The organism is Streptomyces sp. NPDC047981 (assembly GCF_040653315.1).
Lineage (GTDB): Bacteria > Actinomycetota > Actinomycetes > Streptomycetales > Streptomycetaceae > Streptomyces.
Map to the genome: position 1 here is coordinate 40078 of NZ_JBEZNQ010000027.1, position 18124 is coordinate 58201.

Consider the following 18124-nt stretch of genomic DNA (forward strand, 5'->3'; position numbering starts at 1 on the left):
TGGCGAAATCGCCGTGAGATGTGCCTCATTGGGCCGATCACGTTCGAACGGAGCGCCTCATCCGCTTGGATGGAACAGTTGAGCGCAGTTAGGCGCAGTAAGGCGATTTCCTTTGTTACATCTTCGGAGAGAACCATGACCGAGCATCACGACACCTCCTTTCCCTACCCCCGCGGCTGCCCCCTCCATCCGCCTCGGGAGTACGCCTCCCTCCGCGCCGAAGAGCCCATCAGCAAGGTCACCCTCGCTTCGGGACGGACCGCCTGGCTGCTCACCCGGCACGAACACATACGGCAGTTGCTCGCCAGCCCCGATGTGAGCTCGAACCTCGCCCACCCGGGCTACCCGCTGCACTTCGACGTGCCGGCGGAGATCATGGAGCAGATGCGGCCGGTGCTTCTCGCCATGGACCCCCCGGTGCACACCGCGCAGCGGAAGATGTTGATCAGCGAGTTCACGGCCAAGCGCGTGCTTCAACTGCGGCCTCGCGTCCAGGAGATCGTGGACGAGTGCGTCTCGGCCCTGCTCGCCGGCGAGGGGCCGGTCGATCTGGTCGCGGCACTGGCGCTTCCCGTCCCCTCCCTGGTGATCTGTGAACTCCTCGGAGTCCCCTACACGGACCGGGCGTTCTTCCAGGACCGGACCGAGAAGCTGGTGTCGGTCGACGCCGATCCGCAGGAGCGGAACGACGCGCACCAGGAACTCCACGCCTACTTCGACCAGTTGGTGACCGCCCAGGAGAAGGCTCCCGGCGACGACCTCCTCGGCAGGCTCGTCGTGAAGAATCGCGAGACCGGCACGTTCTCCCACACGGAGCTCGTCGGAATGGCCAACGTCCTGCTGGTCGGCGGCCACGAGACGACGGCCAACATGATCTCCCTCGGAGTCCTGGCACTGCTCGAGAATCCCGACCAGCGGGCCAAGCTCCAGGCCGACCCGTCCCTCGCGCCCCAGGCCGTCGACGAGCTGCTGCGCTATTTCAGCATCGCCGACCAGGTCACCTCGCGCGTGGTCACCGCGGACATCGAGATCGGGGGCGTACACATCCGTGCCGGTGAGGGCGTGATCGGTCTCAGCGCCTCGGGCAATCACGACGAGGCGGTGTTCCCGCACCCGGAGCGGCTGGACTTCGAACGCGGCGGAAAGCACCATCTGGCTTTCGGTCACGGGATCCACCAGTGCATCGGGCAGAACCTCGCGAAGCTCGAACTGGAGGTCGTGTTCAACACCCTCGTCGCCAGGGTCCCCGGCCTGAAGCTGGCCGCCCCGGTGTCGGAGCTGCATTTCAAGGACAGCATGGGCGTGTACGGCCTCCACAAGCTCCCGGTCCTCTGCTGACGGTCGTCGCGTGCTTCGGCCCGGGTGCGGCCCCCGAAAGGGAGCCGCACCCGGGCCGAAGGTCTCACCTGCCGTCGGCCCCGTCCCGGGCCGGCCGGCGCGGCAGATCGTCCAGGGCTCGTCGCACGAGGTACGCGACAAGACCCTCGGCCGCGGGGACAAGACCGAGGCGGTTGTTGGTCGTGTGCACGTAGTTCGAGAGACAGCCCGCGTAGGGAGTGCCGTCCAGACGCAGCTCGCGGGCGTCCTGCCCGTCGGGCGCACCGGTCACGGACCGGGCGCGGGCGGTGGCCTCCGCGCTGATCTCGTGGAACACGTCGTCCGTGGCGCCGTCGTGCCAGATCGAGGAGCACAGGCTCGTGAGCTGGGCCGACGTGCTGTCGTAGAGCCGGGGCCAGGCTCGACGCATCTCCTCGGGGGCGTACGTGCTCCACCATTCCTCGTACTCCCGCAGGAAGAGCGAGGCAGCCTCCGGGTCGTAGCCGGCCCCGTGGAGGAACATGGCCATGATCCGCGCCGCCTCCCCGATCGGGGCCCGGCGCTCCTCGACCCACGCGCGCGGTTGCCGTCCCAGCAGGTCGAGGACGGCCAGGGAGGACCTCCGGAAGACCCTCTCGGCGATCTCCACGCCCTCCTGGCCGCCGTACTTGCGGTACTCCGGTTCGTAGGGCGCCCGTTCGAGCGTCCCGACCGGCCGGCCCGCCCGGGGATCCTCCCCCTCCAGCCGCGCCAGTTCCTCCTGCATCGTCAGTCCGAGCGCGTACTCGTCCCGCGCCTGGGTCCCGAACTCGGGCATGGCCCGCTCCAGACCCTCGACGACGCGTTCGGCCGCCTCCGCGGATCCCGCGCCGGGACCGCACAGCATCCTCAGACGCAGATGGGGCCCGCCCTGCCAGTAGCGGAGGAAGAAGAAGTGGTCCCGCAGGCCCTCGGCGCGCAGCAGCGGTTCGACCACGTCGCACAGGAAGGGGGTGTGGAGCGAGTGGGGGACGTGGACGTGCACCACCCGCCACTCGTCCGTCCCCGTCCGACCGCTACTTGTCCGTGCATAGTTCAACGAAGAACTCCTCTGTCGCGGTCCAGCCAGTGTCCGGACCGTAGTCGTCCACCGAGGGAAGGCACTCGCGCATCGACACGAGCACGTCGCCGCGCGACAGCGCGGACTTCGCGAAGCTCCGGACCAGGTAGGGGTTCCGGAAGTCGACGTACATCGGCTTGTGGACGCTGGCGCGCCGCAGGTGCGCGTAGTCCGCCCACTGTCGCGTCACCTTGCGGCTGCGGCCGGCCATGACGTCACGTTCCTCGGCCGTCTGGCACAGCACGAAGGCGTGGCGGGGCAGGCCGCGCGACCGGCGCCACGCGTCGAAGGCGACGAGCGCGTCGAAGGAGTCCCGGCTCAGGTCCTGCAGCATGGGGATGTCGGCGGCTGCGACGTTCCAGGACCTTCGCTCCGCTACGACGTCGCCGACCACCAGGCGGGGCGCGGTGTCGCCGTAGACCACGGGTCCCCCGGCGTCCTGAATGTCCTCGAGCGGCTTCCACAGGTAGCGGTTGGAGGGGGACAGCGCCTCCAGCAGCCGGTAGAGCAGCGGCACGCCGACCGGGGTCATGAAGTTCATGGGAACGAGGTCGACGAACTCCTCCGTGTCCGGGTGCCAGAGCCGCAGGGCCGCGGTGCCCGGCTCCACACGGACTTCCAGGCTGTCGATCGTGTACACCGTGCGGTCCGCCCCGAGCGAGACGGCGCCGGGGTAGTTCACGACCCGGCTCGTCACCGGGGGATGCAGATTGAAGTTGAACCCGAGGACGGAGTTGAGGTCGGCCGTGCCCGGGAACCGTCGGTCGAGGTGGGCGCGTTGCGCGTCCGGCAGGGACCAGTCGCCCTGGCCGCGGACGAACGATCCGAAGCGCGAGAAGTAGACGCCGTAGCCGGTCAGCAGACCGTTCACGACCAGGGTCCGGTCCCTGTCCGGCAGGACGTTCCGGGCGAACTGCGCGCGGAACGTCACCGACTCGGTGTGCCGGAGGCCCTCCACGCCCGCACAGGCCCGCTCGATCACCGAGGGGTCCAGGTGCACAGCGCCGTTCGCGGGGATCAGGTGGTCCCGGATCGTGCTCAGGGCCTCGGTCCGCTGCGCCACGTACCGGTCGACCGCCTCGACGTCCCGTCCCATGAACACGTCGGCCTGCTCGCGGTCGCTCAGCGAGGAGAAGGCCTGGAAGAAGTCGATGAACGGCATGCCGGCGCGGTCCCCGAGGAGCCGGGTCGCGAAGGCGTGCAGCCCCAGTCGCTTGATCTGGCCGTTGTCCAGCATCGAGGCCAGGCGCCAGAGGCCCGTGAGGGCGGGGATGCTCCGCTCCACCGTCGGGAGGCTCCACGCCTGGGGTGCGGCGGAGGCCGGTGTGTCCTCGAAGACCGGTGACTTGAGGACGTCCTCCGGGGGCGGCGACACCTTGCAGAGTTCGGCGATGCCGTTGATCGCCGCGTAGGCCGCGTCGAGCATCTTCTGGCGGTCCGCGGCGGGCGCGGCGGCGAAGTCCGTCTCCAGTCGGCGCAGTTCGGCGAAGTGGTCGCGCAGCGCTGCCGTCTCCGCGGTGGCGCCGGCGGCGAGCGCCTCCTCCAGCTTCGCCGCGTAGTCGGGGTCGTGGTCGTCGACGTCCGGCCGGAAGAACAGGGCGCCGGCGCGGATCAGGCCGTGGACGACCTCGCGGCTCACGGCGTCCCGGCCGGTGACCTCGGTGAGTCGGCGCAGCACCTCGGCGGTCGGCGCCTGCCCTCCGGGCATGGCCGCCAGCAGGGCGTTGAAGAGTGCCTCACGGCGGACGCGCAGGACGGTCTCGGAGGCGATCTTCCCCTCTTCCCGGGAGCCGGGGGCGACGGCGACGAACTCGATGGCGTCGGCGCCCGCGCGCAGGGTCGAGTTCAGCACCAGGTGGCCCGCCTCCAGCCCACCGGGCAGGCGTGGCATCGCGGCGAGGACCCAGTTCACGAGCAGGCGGTTCAGCCGCGTGACGGACGGGGCCGGACCCTCCTCCGGTGTCCGGCCGCCGGGATCCGCCGGAGCTGCCGGGGCGTCCGGAGCCGATGGGGTTGCCGGAGCTGCCGCCGGAGCCGCCGGGGCGTCCGGCGGGAACGCGCCGATCTCCGTGAACCGGCCGAACGGTGACGGCTTCAGGCTCGCCCTGTAGGCGAAGTTGACGAGCGACGACTCCCGCAGTCGGGCCTTGCTCGGCTTGAGGGCCGGTCCGGTGCCCGTGACGAAGTCGCGCAGACCGTGGTAGAGGCGGTCTCCGGAGAGCTGGATGCTGCGGGCCATCGCGTCGTGCTCGAAGAGCGCGGGGAACCCGTCCGCGGCCAGGGACTTCTCGCGCTCGAGTGCGCTCTCGCCCTCGCGCTCACATTCCGTGGCACGCAGACCGAGTCCGCACCAGGTCTCGACCTCGGCGAACAGCTGCGCGTCGAGGTGCGGGCGAAGCTCCTCGAGTCGTCCGGCCACGCGGTCGTGCCGCAGATTGTGGACATCGCGCCGCACCTTGATCAACGTGGCCCGGACCTCGTCGGCCAGCGTGGGTACGGCTTCGCCGAGACGGTCGGCCAGGCCGCCCGCGCGGGCGCGGATGTCTTCCCGCAGGGCATGCAGTTCGTCGATGCGCGACCAGGCGGCGGTGAACGACATCCCGCCGAGCTCGCCCAGCGGAAGCCGACTCCGCCTGTAGACGACATACGGACTGATGTTCACATCCATGGGACTCCCCCAACTTCGTCACGCGGGTCGGCGCGCCACGGCGTGCGGTCGTCAGGGACGCGCCTCGACGAAGGGTCCCCGCCGCAGCGAGCCCGCCGGCCCTGTCTTCGAAAGCAGCTTCGCGCACGCAACCAGCCACGTGCTCCCATGCCGGCCACTGCCGGCGGCGCGGGCCGGACCGTCGCTCCGGAGCGAGGTGCCCCTGTTTCGGCACACCTCCGGACAGGACCCGATGGTTCGAAACTCGAATAAATGCGCTGGAACGAAAGAAGGCCACCGCCGAGGTGCACCTCGACGGTGGCTCAACTAATTCCTAGTCCTGCGATCAGGACGAGGACGACGAAGAACTCGTCGAAACGCTCGTGGTCGTGCACGAGGCGGCCATCACCTGCGCGAGGTCGTCATTCTCACCAGCGCCAGCGATAAGGTCCGAGATCTCGAGAACGTCGAGCTCGATCTGCTGCTCCATTGCGTTCACCCCCTTTCGTCGAAGTGATTCGAACCTAACCCGGCCAATCGATCTTCGGCAACTAAGGCCTACGTGACTTAGATCACAGGGGTTGACGAGCCCTTGTGCTTGACCATTCGGGCTACGGTCGGACCAAGATCACGCGGGCGCCCGCATGGCGCGCACTCACCACTGGGGGCTTCTTCTTGCATGTTTTCGCCAGCATCCCGCAGCCCGATGGCGCAAAATACACCGACACTTTTGCGCCACTCCTACGCGCGCTGTTCTCGCCAGAACTGGTAGGGCGCCACGGCCCCTACTACTTCGTCCGTACCCAGGACGGGCGGGGCGGCGGAGACGTCCTCCAGGTCAGCTTCGACGGGGTGTCGAACCCCGACGAGATCCGGTCTGACGTGCAGAGACTCGCCCGGCACCACGGCTGCGACGCCGGCGTCGACGAGGTGCCGCGCGACGCGGTCCCGTCCCCCCTGTGGAACGCGGGATTCAGCGGAACCGGATTCTCCGATTCCTCACAGAGGCTCTTCCAGAAGGCCGCACCGACGCTTCTCGGCTTCCTGAACCAGGCAGCGGAGGACGAGAACCAGCTGTCGAGAGCACTCGGCGCGCTCCGACTCATGGTCGCCCATATGCGTGCCACTCTTATTCATTCTCCGCAGCGATTCACGGCAGATCTAGAATTCAAAGAGCTGCTTTCTGTCCGCATGCTGAGCTACCGATCGCATTTCGAAGCGGTATTTCTTCGCACCAAGAATCCGGATTCATTCGAATCGGCTTGCGCACGGTTCTACGAACAGGTCGGGCCTGCTGTACGGGCATTTATCGAGGCCTGCGGCGACCCGGACGTCGAACCGGCGGACGATGCACAGGTCCGCGGCTGGACGGAGCTCATCACGGCCGACTCCGGCCACCTGTCCCAGGCCTTCCTCGACGGCTCGCTCGTCAACGCCGGCCACAGTCTCGAAGACCTCGTCCGCGAGCGGGGCGCCCCGGTGGAGCCCACCCGGTTCCACACGCCGCCCAGCCCCGAACTGGACCGGCTGATGCACCGCGACGCCGACTTCCTCGCCTTCCGGCTGCAGACGAGCCTGCTCTACAGCTCGCTCTACACCCTCGGTTTCAGCCTCGCGGAGCGGTACGTCTTCTGCTACGTCGTCGCACGTGCCAACGAGGAGGTCTGCGGCAAATCGATGCTGGAACTCCAGGACGACCTCGACGGGCTCGCGAAAACCATGGCCGCCCTCCCCTCGCCGGCCGTCGCGTGACAGAGCACGGGAGCGGACACACGACCGCAGGAAGAAGATCCACATGTATGTGAACAGGCACACGGAACCCATTCCGGACGAGCTGCGCCGGCTGGAGGAACTCGTCTCCCCGTACGGACTGGTGTCCCGCACCGCACCGCTGCCGGTGCGCGAGGGCGAGCCGCCCTTCGCGGTCCAGCTCTCGTACCTCGGGGTGCCGTCCCGCGCGCTCTCCAACCTGCGGACGTGGGCGGCCGACGAGGACACCGGAAACTCCGACGGCGCGGGTACGGGGCTCACACCCGACCGGGCCCGACTGCTGTCCGTCGCCGAGGCGCTCGAGCGGTACTCCACGTGCGCGTGGGACGACGACGCCATGGTGGTCGCCGCGGAGAACGACCTCACCGAGGACTTCGTCTCGCCCTCACGGTGGCCCAGGTGCTCGGCCACGGAACTGGCGCACGACGACTGCCGACTGACGGAGTACGACCCCTCCGTCCCCATCCGGTGGGTGCGGGCGTGGTCGCTCACCCGCCAGGTGCCCGTGCTGGTCCCCGCCATCTCGGTGTACCTGCACATGCCCTACTCCTCGGAGTCCGAGAAGTTCACCCGCGGCATCACGACAGGGGCGGCGGTGCATTCCGACGTCCGGGCCGCCGTGCTCGGAGGGCTGCTGGAGGTGGTCGAGCGGGATTCCATCGCGCTGGTCTGGCTCCAGCGGCTGCGCCTGCCCGAACTGCACGTCGACCCCGACCTCCTCGACGCGGACACCCGGGAGCTCCACCGGGTCGGCACCTCCACCGACCTCCAGGTCCGGCTGTTCGACGCGACGACGGACTTCGGTGTCCCGGTGATCTACGGCGTCCAGCTCTCCGAGTCCGATCCGACGCTCGCCCAGATCGTCGCCGCGACCTGTGACGTCCGCCCCGAGAAGGCACTGGGCAAGATCTACCGCGAGCTGGCGTCCCTGCGGGTCGCCCTGCGCGGCTACGTCTCCACGTACGCCGGCCGCGAAGTCGACCCCTCCCAGGTGAGCGTGGTCGGCGGGGCCGTCCGGAACGCGCCCCCCGAGCGTCGCCACATCTTCGACTTCCTGCTGGACGGCGAACGCCCCGCATACGGTCTCGACGCCATGCCCGGCCTGCCCGCCGGGGCGGATCCCCTCGACGACGTGGTCTCCCGGCTCGCCGCCCGCGGGGCGGAGGCACTCGTGGTCGACATCACCACGGACGAGGCACGCCAGGTGGGGATGCGGGCGGTGAAGGTGCTCGTCCCGGAGGCGATGCCCGTGTCCTTCGTCCACGCCGAGCGCTTTCTCGGCACCCCACGCCTGTACGAGGCGCCCCGGGCCATGGGCCTCACCAGCCACCCCGAGGACGCGTTGAACCCCGAGCCGCAGGCGTTCGCATGAGCGGGAAGAAGGAGCAGAGCACCATGGCGCAGGATCTTCGTCCGCGATGCCTGTATCTCGTGCGCGACGGTTTCGGGCGACAGCTCGCCGACCATCGCCGCGTGCCGGGGGAACTCCGGGTGTCCTTCGAGGAGTTCCTCGACGGTTCGGCCCCGCACGCGGACGTCGTCGTCCCCGTCCATTCCGGCGGGGCACCCGAACTCCGCGACGAGGTCGACCGGGTCTGCGCGGAGCGTGGCACCCCGTCCGTCGGGCTCCAGCTGCTGCCGACCAAGCTCCTGTGCGGGCCGGCCGTGGCCCCGGGCAGAACGGCCTGCTACGCCTGCTACCGGAAGCGCACCGCGCAACACGCGGGCACGGCCCGCCCGTACGACATGGACGCGGCCCTCGTCGGTCTGCCCGAGGGGTTCGGCCCCCTGCACCTGGCCGTCGCATCCGGCCTGCTGGACCTCGCGCTCGCCGACATCACCGCGGAACCGGCCGCGACGGGAGGCACCGTGCGCAGCTTCAGCCTCGTCTCGGGCGCCGTCTCCGCGGCGTCCACGGTGTCGGTCGACCGCTGCCCGCGCTGCGGGGACCGGTTCGCGCGGGAGCGCCCGGACGACGCGATGCCGTTCCCGGAACTGTTGCGGTAAGGAGGAGGTTGATCATGGTTGCCGAAATGAAGGCCGAACAGATCGGGCAGGCTGCCCGGACGGACATGCAGTTGATGGTCCCCGTCAGGCCCGTCCTGCGGCGCGGTGTACGCATGCGCCGCTCGGGGGACGCCGTCGTGCTCGACGGGGCGGATCGGTCCCAGGTGTTCTCCGGGGCCTTCGCCCGTGAGGGGTTGATCCCCCTCACCGAGGCGTGCGACGGCACCCGCGGCCACGCGGAGCTGGCGGAGAAGGTCGGGTTCGCCGAGGCCACGGTCTACAAGTGCCTGGCCCTGCTCTGGACGGCCGGGGCTGTCGAGGAGGCCCCGGCGGGCGACGAACCGGACGTGGCTCCCGAGTGGGCCGTCTTCCTGTCCAGGCTGGGCAACTCCACGGGCGCGAACCTGTCCTGGGCGGATGCCGTCACCCGCCTGGCCGACCGTTCGGTGCGGCTGGAAGGCGACCCCGCGCTCGTGGCCGCGGCCCGTCGGTCGTTGGCGGACGTGCCCCTCTCCCCGGCGTCCTCCGGCCCGTCCGGCACGCCGGGAGAGCTCACCGTCTTCTTCGAGACGGTCGACTCGACGGCTCTCCTGGCCGCCACCGAGGAACGGTGCAGGCAGGACGGCCAGCCCCTGCTGCGGGTACGCGCCGACGCCCGGGCGTTCACGGTCGGCCCGTACGCGGACGCCTCCCTCACTCCCTGCCTGGAGTGCGGCAGCCACGGCGAGGCGGAGCTGTCCGGCGAGCTGCCCGCGCCCCTCGCCGACCTCGTGGCCGGGGTCACCGCGCACCACGTCGTCGCCCTGCTCGCCCGAGCCGCCATCTCGCATCTCCCGACCGACTCCAGCGTGACGGACACCTCGACCCTGACCACGGTGTACCGGCCGGCGACCGTCCGGCCGGGATGCTCGCGGTGCTCCTGGACCGCGGGTCCGCTCGCGCCGCGGGCGCCGGCCGGATCCGTCTACGAGGCGTCGGTGGCCATGCCACCGCGGTCGTTCCTCTCCCCCAAGGACCACCAGGCGCACTACTACGCGTCCAACCTCCGGCTGCAGGCGCAGTTCAAGGACTGGCCGAGCCGTCGGCACACTGCCCTTCCCGAGGCCGATCTCGCCTCCCTCGCCGGGGCCCGGCGGCCCGATCCGTCCGGCGGCGGTGTCCCGCTCACCCTGGAGTCCCTGAGCACGGTGCTGAAGATCGCTTTCGGCGTCAAGGACGAGGAGAGCACCCCGGAACGCGTCAAGCGGTGGACCGCGGCCTCCGGCAACATCGGCTGCACCACCGCCTACGTGGTGCTGCGCGACGATCGCGTCCTGCCCGCGGGGACCTACGTGTACGCCCAGGGCAGTCATTCGCTCGCGGCTGTTTCCAGCCAGGTGCCCGACGGCTCTGCGCCCTGCGAGATCGTCGTCACCGGCGATCTGAAGAAGGTCATGACCAAGTACGGCACGTTCGGCTTCCGGCTCGTCTTCCTGGACGCCGGATGCAATCTGGCCGCGGCCCGCGAGGTCGCCGAGCACCTGGGGCTCGCCTTCGCGCCGCGTCAGGACTGGGACGACGACGCGCTGGCCCGGGTGCTCGGCACGACGCCGTCCGACGAGCCCGTCGCCGCGGTGGCAACCCTGGGAGGTACGGCATGAGAAGCGATCTGACGTCCATGACCGCCGTGCTGGAGGGCTTCGGCTCCCGGTCGAGCACGTCGGACGGCCGCGCGGCGGAGCGACGGCCGGTGGAGTTCCCGCACGCCGTGCCCGTCGAGCCGGCCGTGGCGGCCGACGAGCTCCGACCGGTGCACGACCTGCGGGAGACGCTGGACCGGCGGCGGTCCTCTTTGCACTACGCGCCGCGGCCGGTACGCACGGAGGCCGTCCTGTCCCTGCTGGGCGAGGTGATCCGCAGGGACCGTACCGACTGGGGACTCGATGCCGAGGCCGGCCCTCTGGAGGGCTTCGTCTTCGCGCTCCGCAGCGAGGGCGTCCCGCCGGGCCTGTACCGCGTGACGGCCGAGGGGAGCTGGCACCTCGCGGGCCTCGATGCCATCGGGCCGCTCGAGAACCTCGGCGTGCAGCGCGAGTTCGCGACGGCCGCGGGGATCGTGGCGATGTACGCCGACCTGGACCAGGCCGACACCTGGGCCGGGGCGCACGGCTACCGCGTCAGTGCCAACCGCGTGGCGATGGCGACCTACGACCTGAACTTCCGTTTCCAGGCCCTGGGGCTCGTCGGCACCCTGTTCGGCGGGTTCATCCCCTCGTCCGTGCATCGCCTGGTCCAGAGCGACGGGTCTTCCCGCCATTCGCTGCTGGCCACCACGTACGCACATCCCCCGCAGGACTGAGCGGGGCGCCGTCCCCGCGAGACGGCTCATGACCGTGGCCCGCCCCACCCGAGTGGTGGTGCGGGCCACGGTCGTCCGTGCGCGGCCCCACGGCGGGCACGCGACCGGCACGGGACGGCGAAGGGCCCGCACGGCGATGCCGTGCGGGCCCTTGCTTGGTGCTGTGTGCTCAGTTCAGAGCAACCGGGTCACCCCGATCGACCAAGTGGATTACTTGGTGATCTTGACGACCTGGCCGGCGCCGACGGTCCGGCCACCCTCACGGATGGCGAACTTGAGGCCCTCCTCCATGGCGACGGGCTGGATCAGCTCGACGGACATGGCGGTGTTGTCGCCCGGCATGACCATCTCGGTGCCCTCGGGGAGGGTCACGACGCCGGTCACGTCCGTGGTACGGAAGTAGAACTGCGGGCGGTAGTTGTTGAAGAACGGGGTGTGACGGCCACCCTCGTCCTTCGACAGGATGTAGGCCTGGGCCTCGAACTCGGTGTGCGGCGTGACCGAACCGGGCTTGATGATGACCTGGCCGCGCTCGACGTCCTCGCGCTTGATGCCACGGAGGAGCAGACCGACGTTCTCACCGGCCTGGCCCTCGTCGAGCAGCTTGCGGAACATCTCGATGCCGGTGACCGTGGTGGTGGTCTTCTCGGTCTTGATACCGACGATGTCGACGGTCTCGTTGACCTTGAGGACACCACGCTCGATACGACCGGTGACGACGGTGCCACGACCGGTGATCGTGAAGACGTCCTCGATCGGCATCAGGAACGGCTTGTCGACGTCACGCTCGGGCTGCGGGATCGCCTCGTCGACGGCGGCCATCAGGTTCAGGACCGACTGGCCCCACTCCTTGTCGCCCTCGAGCGCCTTGAGCGCCGAGACCTTGACGACCGGCAGGTCGTCGCCCGGGAACTCGTACTCGGAGAGGAGCTCACGGACCTCGAGCTCGACGAGCTCCAGGATCTCCTCGTCGTCCACCATGTCGGCCTTGTTCAGGGCGACGACGATGTACGGAACGCCGACCTGGCGGGCCAGGAGCACGTGCTCCTTGGTCTGCGGCATCGGGCCGTCGGTGGCGGCGACCACGAGGATGGCGCCGTCCATCTGCGCCGCACCCGTGATCATGTTCTTGATGTAGTCAGCGTGACCGGGGCAGTCGACGTGCGCGTAGTGACGCGACTCGGTCTGGTACTCGACGTGCGCGATGGAGATGGTGATACCGCGCTGGCGCTCCTCAGGAGCCTTGTCGATCTGGTCGAAGGCCGAGGCCTCGTTCAGGTCCGGGTACGCGTCGTGCAGCACCTTGGTAATGGCGGCCGTGAGGGTCGTCTTACCGTGGTCGATGTGACCGATGGTGCCGATGTTGACGTGCGGCTTAGTCCGCTCGAACTTCGCCTTCGCCACGGGGGTCCTCCTGGAGAGTGGTTCTGTACGCCTTACTCATCGGCGCCAGGTGATCTTTGCTGGGATGCCGTCCGCCGGGGGCTCCTCTTCGGGTTCGAAGTCCGAGCCCCGGCGTACGGTGTCAAGCCTAAAGCGTGCACTCGGGTGAGTTACTCGCCCTTGGCCTTCGCGATGATCTCCTCGGCGACGTTCCGGGGAACCTCGGCGTAGGAGTCGAACTGCATCGAGTAGCTTGCGCGACCCGAGGTCTTGCTGCGGAGGTCTCCGACGTAGCCGAACATCTCCGAAAGCGGCACGAGGCCCTTCACGACGCGAGCGCCGCTGCGCTCCTCCATGGCCTGGATCTGGCCACGGCGGGAGTTGATGTCGCCGACGACCTCACCCATGTAGTCCTCGGGCGTGACGACCTCAACGGCCATCATCGGCTCAAGGATGACGGGAGAAGCCTTGCGCGCGGCCTCCTTGAAGGCCTGCGAACCGGCGATCTTGAACGCGAGTTCGGAGGAGTCGACCTCGTGGTACGCACCGTCGAGAAGGATGACGCGGACGCCAGTCATCTCGTAGCCGGCCAGGATGCCGAACTGCATGGCCTCCTGCGCGCCGGCGTCGACCGAAGGGATGTACTCCTTCGGGATGCGGCCACCGGTGACCTTGTTCACGAACTCGTACGAGGCGTCGCCGCCCTCGATGGGCTCGATCGCGATCTGCACCTTGGCGAACTGACCGGTACCACCGGTCTGCTTCTTGTGGGTGAAGTCCACGCGCTCGACGGCCTTGCGGATCGTCTCGCGGTACGCGACCTGCGGCTTGCCGACGTTGGCCTCGACCTTGAACTCGCGACGCATGCGGTCGACGAGGATGTCGAGGTGAAGCTCGCCCATACCACCGATGATGGTCTGGCCGGTCTCCTCGTCCGAGTGGACCTGGAAGGAGGGGTCCTCCTCCGCGAGACGCTGGATGGCGACACCCAGCTTCTCCTGGTCACCCTTGGACTTGGGCTCGATCGCGACCTGGATGACCGGCGCCGGGAAGTCCATGGACTCCAGGATCACCGGGTTCTTGTCGTCGCACAGCGTCTCACCGGTGGTGGTCTGCTTCAGGCCCATGACGGCGACGATGTCGCCGGCGCCCACCGAGTCGATCTCCTCACGCTTGTTCGCGTGCATGCGGTAGATCTTGCCGATGCGCTCCTTCTTGCCCTTGACGGAGTTCAGCACCGCGGTGCCGGCCTCCAGGCGACCGGAGTAGATCCGGACGAAGGTGAGCTTGCCGAGGTGCGGGTCGCTCGCGATCTTGAACGCGAGGGCCGACAGCGGCTCCTCCTCGGACGGCTTGCGCTTGACGACGACCTCGGGGTCCTTGACGTCGTGGCCCTCGATGGCCTCGACGTCCAGGGGGGAGGGAAGGTAGCGCACGACCGCGTCGAGCAGGGGCTGAACGCCCTTGTTCTTGAACGCGGTGCCACAGAAGACGGGCGTGACCGTCGGGGTGCCGCCACCCTTGCCGGAGGCAATGGTGATGCGACGGATCGCGGCGTACAGCTGCTCCTCGGTGGGCTCAGTGCCCTCGAGGAAGAGCTCCATCATCGCGTCGTCGTTCTCGGCGACGGTCTCGACCAGCTTGCCGCGCCACTCTTCAGCGGCCTCGGCGTGGGAGGCCGGGATGTCGACGACGTCGTACATCTCGCCCTTGGTCGCCTCGGCGGACCAGACCAGGGCCTTCATGCGGACGAGGTCCACGACACCCTGGAAGTCCATCTCGGAACCGATGGGGAGCTGCATGACGATCGGGACGGCGCCGAGGCGGTCCACGATCATGTCGACGCAGCGGTGGAACTCGGCACCCGTGCGGTCGAGCTTGTTGACGAAGCAGATACGCGGAACGCCGTAACGGTCCGCCTGACGCCAGACAGTCTCGGACTGGGGCTCGACACCGGCGACGCCGTCGAACACCGTCACCGCACCGTCGAGCACGCGGAGCGAACGCTCCACCTCGACGGTGAAGTCGACGTGGCCCGGGGTGTCGATGATGTTGATGGTGTGGTCGACGTCCTCGAGCGGCCAGTGGCAGGTCGTCGCGGCGGACGTGATCGTGATGCCGCGCTCCTGCTCCTGCTCCATCCAGTCCATCGTGGCAGCGCCGTCGTGGACTTCACCGATCTTGTACGAGACGCCGGTGTAGAACAGGATCCGCTCGGTGGTGGTCGTCTTGCCCGCGTCGATGTGAGCCATGATGCCGATGTTGCGCACCTTGGCAAGGTCAAGCGAAGTGGTAGCCATATCGGCTCAGTCTTCTCTCGGTCTCGATGTGGGTTGCGACTACCAGCGGTAGTGCGCGAAGGCCTTGTTGGACTCGGCCATCTTGTGCGTGTCCTCGCGCTTCTTGACCGAAGCACCGAGGCCGTTGGAGGCGTCGAGGAGCTCGTTCATGAGGCGCTCGGTCATGGTCTTCTCGCGACGGGCGCGGGAGTAGCCCACGAGCCAGCGGAGCGCGAGGGTGGAGGCGCGACCGGGCTTGACCTCGATCGGCACCTGGTAGGTGGCGCCACCGACACGGCGGGACTTGACCTCAAGAGCCGGCTTGACGTTCTCCAGGGCGCGCTTCAGCGTGATGACCGGGTCGTTGCCGGTCTTCTCGCGAAGGCCTTCCATGGCGCCGTAGACGATGCGCTCGGCGGTGGAGCGCTTGCCGTCCAGCAGGATCTTGTTGATCAGCGAGGTGACAAGAGGAGAGCTGTAGACCGGGTCGATGATGACCGGGCGCTTCGGGGCGGGGCCCTTACGAGGCATTCTTACTTCTCCTTCTTGGCGCCGTAGCGGCTGCGAGCCTGCTTACGGTTCTTGACGCCCTGCGTGTCGAGGGAACCGCGGATGATCTTGTAGCGAACACCCGGCAGGTCCTTCACACGGCCACCACGCACGAGCACGATGGAGTGCTCCTGCAGGTTGTGGCCCTCACCCGGGATGTAGGCCGTGACCTCGATACCCGAGGTCAGACGCACACGCGCGACCTTACGGAGGGCCGAGTTCGGCTTCTTCGGGGTGGTGGTGAACACACGCGTGCAGACGCCGCGACGCTGAGGGGAACCCTCGAGTGCGGGCGTCTTGTTCTTCTCGACCTTGTCCTGCCGGCCCTTCCGGACCAGCTGCTGGATCGTAGGCACTACTTCTCCGGTTTCTGTGTGCCGTCGTCAAACTAACCTGGAACACGCCACCGACCCACGCGGTCGGGTGTGTCGAATACTGCGGACCTCCGCCGAAGGCGGAAAGGGGCGCAGATTGCGGTGGCCGTAGTTGAACTCGCCATGCGGTTGAGGACACGCACACGAGCCCAGGCACACCCCAGGCACAAGGTCTGAGCGTACCTATCGCATGGACTCCGGTCAAAACAAATGCCCACGCGCACGGGGGCCGACCGGCCCGGGAGAACGAATCCGGGGACGTCCGGGGCGCCGTCCGCCGCAGCGAGCCCGCGAGCGGAGGTGACGGGGCCACCGAGCGGCGGCTCGGGGGCCGCCGGGGAGGGCGGGGCCCGACCGGCGCCAGGGAGGGCCCGCGGACCCCCTCCAGGGGCCGAGACGCAGGCACGACCTCTCCTCCGGGGGCCGGGGGGCGCGCCCGAGGTCACACCCCCGGCCGAGCTCTATCCAGGGGGCCGGGGCGGGGGCGCGCCACCGGCCACACCCCCGGCCGAGCCTTCCCCAGGGGGCCGGGGCGGGGGCGCGCCACCGGCCGCACCCGCAGCCGAGCCGGCGCCCTGGTCAGTCGCGGGTGGCGCGGCGGGGCTCGCCGGGGGCGCGTGGCTCGCCCTCCTCGTCGCCGGGCTCCAGGAACTGGTTGACGACCTTGACGAAGACACCCATCCGCTCGTCCGGCACGCCGAGCCAGCGGGCGAAGTCCTCCATGGTGGGCTGCCAGTCGCCGGGCGGCAGCAGGTCCGCGGCAAGGGGCAGCTCGTCGGGGGTGACCCGGCCGGATCGGATCAGCATGTCGCGTACGGAGACCCCGAGAAGGGGGGCGATCCTGCGCATGGTCTCCAGGTCGGGCATGCTCTGCCGCTGCAGCAGCCGGGTCACGGCGGCGCGGTGCACGCCGGCCTCGTCCGCGATCCGGGACTTTCCTCCGCCGCGCGGGCTGTCGATGTCGTAGCCGCGCGCTCTCATCAGGCCTTCCACCCAGCCTGCGAACTCGTCGAGCCCTTGAGTGCTCATGTAACGCTCCCTCTAACTCCCCCACCTCCGGGCGCCTCACTCTAGCGTGCTTGCGCGCAAAGAATTACGTGCTTTTGGGCACGCAATCGTGTCGAATCGGTGAAGGTGACTCCACAAACTTGTTGCGCGCCCGCACGCAACATGTCACTCTCTCATTCGCCGTCGCACTCGTCGGCCTCATGAGTCCCAGGAGTCGCACCGGCCCCAGGGCTCGGTGGCCCGGACCGTGGAGAAGAACCTTGCTCCTGACCGAACCCTCTTCCTCCTGGCAGGCCGCCGCCGCGTGCGTCGGCCTCTCCCCGTCCGTCGTCTTCGCCCGCCGCCCCCAGCAGGCCGCTCCGGCGCTGCGCGCGTGCGTCGCCTGTCCGGTCCGCCGCCAGTGCGAGGCCGCCGTGGCCCCCGCGGAGAGCTATTTCGACGGCGTGTGCGCGGGCCGCCTCTGGCGCAACGGCCGCCCCGTCGCCGCCCGCCGCACCCGCGGTACCGCCGGGACCACCCGTGGCTGAGCCCGCCGCCGAACGGACACCAGCCGCGCCGACCGCCGAACGGCTCCCGGCCGAGGCAACCGCCGAACGGATCCTCACCGAACCGGCAACCGACCGGATCCTCACCGACATCGCCCTGTGGACCGCCTCCCTCGCCCGCCAGTTCCCCGAGCTCGCCGAGGAGCTCGCGCCCGGCCGCCGCTCGCCGACCGGTGCCGCGCCCGCCGCCCCGCACCCCGGCCGGGACGAGCTGATCCGCGAGGAGCGCCGCGAGGCCCTGCTGCTCCAGCAGCGGCACGGCCTCGTGGTCCCCGGCCACGGCGCCGCGCCGATCCGGCTCCACGTCTCCGACGCGATCCGCGACATCACGGACGGCGTGGTGGAGCTGGAGGAGGCGGTACGCGCCCGGCTCGGCCTCCCCCGCCCCGGCCGCGCCCCGGTCGTGGAGCGGCTGCGGCGCACCATGGCCCTGCTCGACGAGATCGCGGCCCACCCGGACCTCGCCCGGCACGTGCGCGACGAGCTGCGCCGGATGGCACGGCGGTGCGCGCGGACGCTCGGCGACACGGAGACGGTCGTCCGCGTCTCGGGCCGCTGCCCGTGGTGCGACTCGGTGTCGCTGCGGGCGTTCCCCGACCGCCGTGCGGTGCTGTGCGTGAACCCGGCCTGCACGTGCACGGTGGACGACTGCGGCTGCCAGGACGACCCGGCGTACCGGCACCTGTGGCCGGAGACGGAGTGGGCCGAGCTGGCGAACGCGTCGGGCACCCGTGCGGAGGAGATCGAAACAGCGATGAACACGACGGACGCGACGACCGCCACGGACAACGAGGAGCGCACGTGCTGA

Annotated in this window: 16 protein-coding genes; 8 read left to right on the plus strand and 8 right to left on the minus strand. The window is 69.4% G+C overall.

The window, feature by feature from the left end; translation table 11 throughout:
• Nucleotides 1–135 precede the first annotated feature (135 nt).
• Nucleotides 136–1338, plus strand: coding sequence for a cytochrome P450 (locus AB0E14_RS18025; protein WP_362418278.1), 1203 nt, complete (start codon nucleotides 136–138; stop codon nucleotides 1336–1338).
• Nucleotides 1339–1402: 64 nt separating this feature from the next.
• On the opposite strand, the gene AB0E14_RS18030 is transcribed toward AB0E14_RS18025, so the two are convergent.
• The 3 genes from AB0E14_RS18030 to AB0E14_RS18040 all read right to left on the minus strand — a co-directional run bounded on the left by AB0E14_RS18030 (nucleotide 1403) and on the right by AB0E14_RS18040 (nucleotide 5553).
• On the minus strand, nucleotides 1403–2395 hold the full coding sequence (locus AB0E14_RS18030; RefSeq protein WP_362418282.1) for a thiopeptide-type bacteriocin biosynthesis protein: 993 nt from the start codon (nucleotides 2393–2395) through the stop codon (nucleotides 1403–1405).
• A complete protein-coding gene (locus tag AB0E14_RS18035; protein ID WP_362418285.1) occupies nucleotides 2373–5084 on the minus strand; it encodes a lantibiotic dehydratase in 2712 nt (903 codons plus the stop codon). The genes AB0E14_RS18030 and AB0E14_RS18035 overlap by 23 nt, the downstream gene beginning before the upstream one ends.
• A gap of 325 nt (nucleotides 5085–5409) precedes the next feature.
• Entirely contained in the window at nucleotides 5410–5553 is a 144-nt protein-coding gene (locus AB0E14_RS18040) for a thiocillin/thiostrepton family thiazolyl peptide (protein WP_078597647.1), read from the minus strand.
• Nucleotides 5554–5657: 104 nt separating this feature from the next.
• On the opposite strand from AB0E14_RS18040, the gene AB0E14_RS18045 reads away from it, so the two are divergent.
• From AB0E14_RS18045 to AB0E14_RS18065, 5 genes are read left to right on the plus strand one after another with little or no spacing between them, the layout of a single operon-like run.
• On the plus strand, nucleotides 5658–6815 hold the full coding sequence (locus AB0E14_RS18045; RefSeq protein ID WP_362418288.1) for a hypothetical protein: 1158 nt from the start codon (nucleotides 5658–5660) through the stop codon (nucleotides 6813–6815).
• Between the two features lie 43 nt (nucleotides 6816–6858).
• The gene (locus AB0E14_RS18050) at nucleotides 6859–8205 is read left to right on the plus strand and encodes a YcaO-like family protein (protein WP_362418291.1); all 1347 of its coding nucleotides are present in this window, start codon (nucleotides 6859–6861) and stop codon (nucleotides 8203–8205) included.
• A gap of 23 nt (nucleotides 8206–8228) precedes the next feature.
• Nucleotides 8229–8840: a TOMM precursor leader peptide-binding protein gene (locus AB0E14_RS18055; protein WP_362418294.1), complete on the plus strand. Its 612-nt coding sequence runs from the start codon at nucleotides 8229–8231 to the stop codon at nucleotides 8838–8840.
• Between the two features lie 14 nt (nucleotides 8841–8854).
• A complete protein-coding gene (locus tag AB0E14_RS18060; protein ID WP_362418297.1) occupies nucleotides 8855–10480 on the plus strand; it encodes a tpaE in 1626 nt (541 codons plus the stop codon).
• Nucleotides 10477–11178: a tpaF gene (locus AB0E14_RS18065; RefSeq protein WP_362418300.1), complete on the plus strand. Its 702-nt coding sequence runs from the start codon at nucleotides 10477–10479 to the stop codon at nucleotides 11176–11178. Before AB0E14_RS18060 ends, AB0E14_RS18065 begins: the two co-directional genes overlap by 4 nt.
• A gap of 210 nt (nucleotides 11179–11388) precedes the next feature.
• Here AB0E14_RS18065 and tuf read toward each other — a convergent pair whose 3' ends face one another.
• The 5 genes from tuf to AB0E14_RS18090 form a co-directional block, all read right to left on the minus strand.
• On the minus strand, nucleotides 11389–12582 hold the full coding sequence (gene tuf / locus AB0E14_RS18070; RefSeq protein WP_362418303.1) for an elongation factor Tu: 1194 nt from the start codon (nucleotides 12580–12582) through the stop codon (nucleotides 11389–11391).
• 149 nt (nucleotides 12583–12731) lie between these two features.
• On the minus strand, nucleotides 12732–14861 hold the full coding sequence (gene fusA, locus AB0E14_RS18075) for an elongation factor G (protein ID WP_362418306.1): 2130 nt from the start codon (nucleotides 14859–14861) through the stop codon (nucleotides 12732–12734).
• A 39-nt stretch (nucleotides 14862–14900) separates the two neighbouring features.
• The gene (gene rpsG / locus AB0E14_RS18080) at nucleotides 14901–15371 is read right to left on the minus strand and encodes a 30S ribosomal protein S7 (RefSeq protein ID WP_362418309.1); all 471 of its coding nucleotides are present in this window, start codon (nucleotides 15369–15371) and stop codon (nucleotides 14901–14903) included.
• A 2-nt stretch (nucleotides 15372–15373) separates the two neighbouring features.
• Nucleotides 15374–15745: a 30S ribosomal protein S12 gene (gene rpsL, locus AB0E14_RS18085; protein ID WP_003948652.1), complete on the minus strand. Its 372-nt coding sequence runs from the start codon at nucleotides 15743–15745 to the stop codon at nucleotides 15374–15376.
• Nucleotides 15746–16342: 597 nt separating this feature from the next.
• Complete coding sequence (locus tag AB0E14_RS18090; RefSeq protein WP_362418312.1) at nucleotides 16343–16792, minus strand: helix-turn-helix transcriptional regulator; 450 nt, start codon at nucleotides 16790–16792, stop codon at nucleotides 16343–16345.
• Between the two features lie 239 nt (nucleotides 16793–17031).
• Between AB0E14_RS18090 and AB0E14_RS18095 the strand changes: the two genes are divergently transcribed.
• Together AB0E14_RS18095 and AB0E14_RS18100 are read left to right on the plus strand one after the other, a co-directional pair.
• A complete protein-coding gene (locus AB0E14_RS18095; protein ID WP_362418315.1) occupies nucleotides 17032–17298 on the plus strand; it encodes a WhiB family transcriptional regulator in 267 nt (88 codons plus the stop codon).
• Nucleotides 17299–17368: 70 nt separating this feature from the next.
• Nucleotides 17369–18124, plus strand: a complete 756-nt coding sequence (locus AB0E14_RS18100; protein WP_362418426.1) for a hypothetical protein — start codon at nucleotides 17369–17371, stop codon at nucleotides 18122–18124.

Coding starts and splice junctions, on each gene's coding strand:
- AB0E14_RS18025 (WP_362418278.1), top strand. CDS start 136: ATGACCGAGCATCACGACACCTCCTTTCCCTACCCCCGCGGCTGCCCC.
- AB0E14_RS18035 (WP_362418285.1), bottom strand. CDS start 5,084: ATGGATGTGAACATCAGTCCGTATGTCGTCTACAGGCGGAGTCGGCTT.
- AB0E14_RS18040 (WP_078597647.1), bottom strand. CDS start 5,553: ATGGAGCAGCAGATCGAGCTCGACGTTCTCGAGATCTCGGACCTTATC.
- AB0E14_RS18050 (WP_362418291.1), top strand. CDS start 6,859: ATGTATGTGAACAGGCACACGGAACCCATTCCGGACGAGCTGCGCCGG.
- AB0E14_RS18055 (WP_362418294.1), top strand. CDS start 8,229: ATGGCGCAGGATCTTCGTCCGCGATGCCTGTATCTCGTGCGCGACGGT.
- AB0E14_RS18060 (WP_362418297.1), top strand. CDS start 8,855: ATGGTTGCCGAAATGAAGGCCGAACAGATCGGGCAGGCTGCCCGGACG.
- AB0E14_RS18065 (WP_362418300.1), top strand. CDS start 10,477: ATGAGAAGCGATCTGACGTCCATGACCGCCGTGCTGGAGGGCTTCGGC.
- fusA (WP_362418306.1), bottom strand. CDS start 14,861: ATGGCTACCACTTCGCTTGACCTTGCCAAGGTGCGCAACATCGGCATC.
- rpsG (WP_362418309.1), bottom strand. CDS start 15,371: ATGCCTCGTAAGGGCCCCGCCCCGAAGCGCCCGGTCATCATCGACCCG.
- AB0E14_RS18090 (WP_362418312.1), bottom strand. CDS start 16,792: ATGAGCACTCAAGGGCTCGACGAGTTCGCAGGCTGGGTGGAAGGCCTG.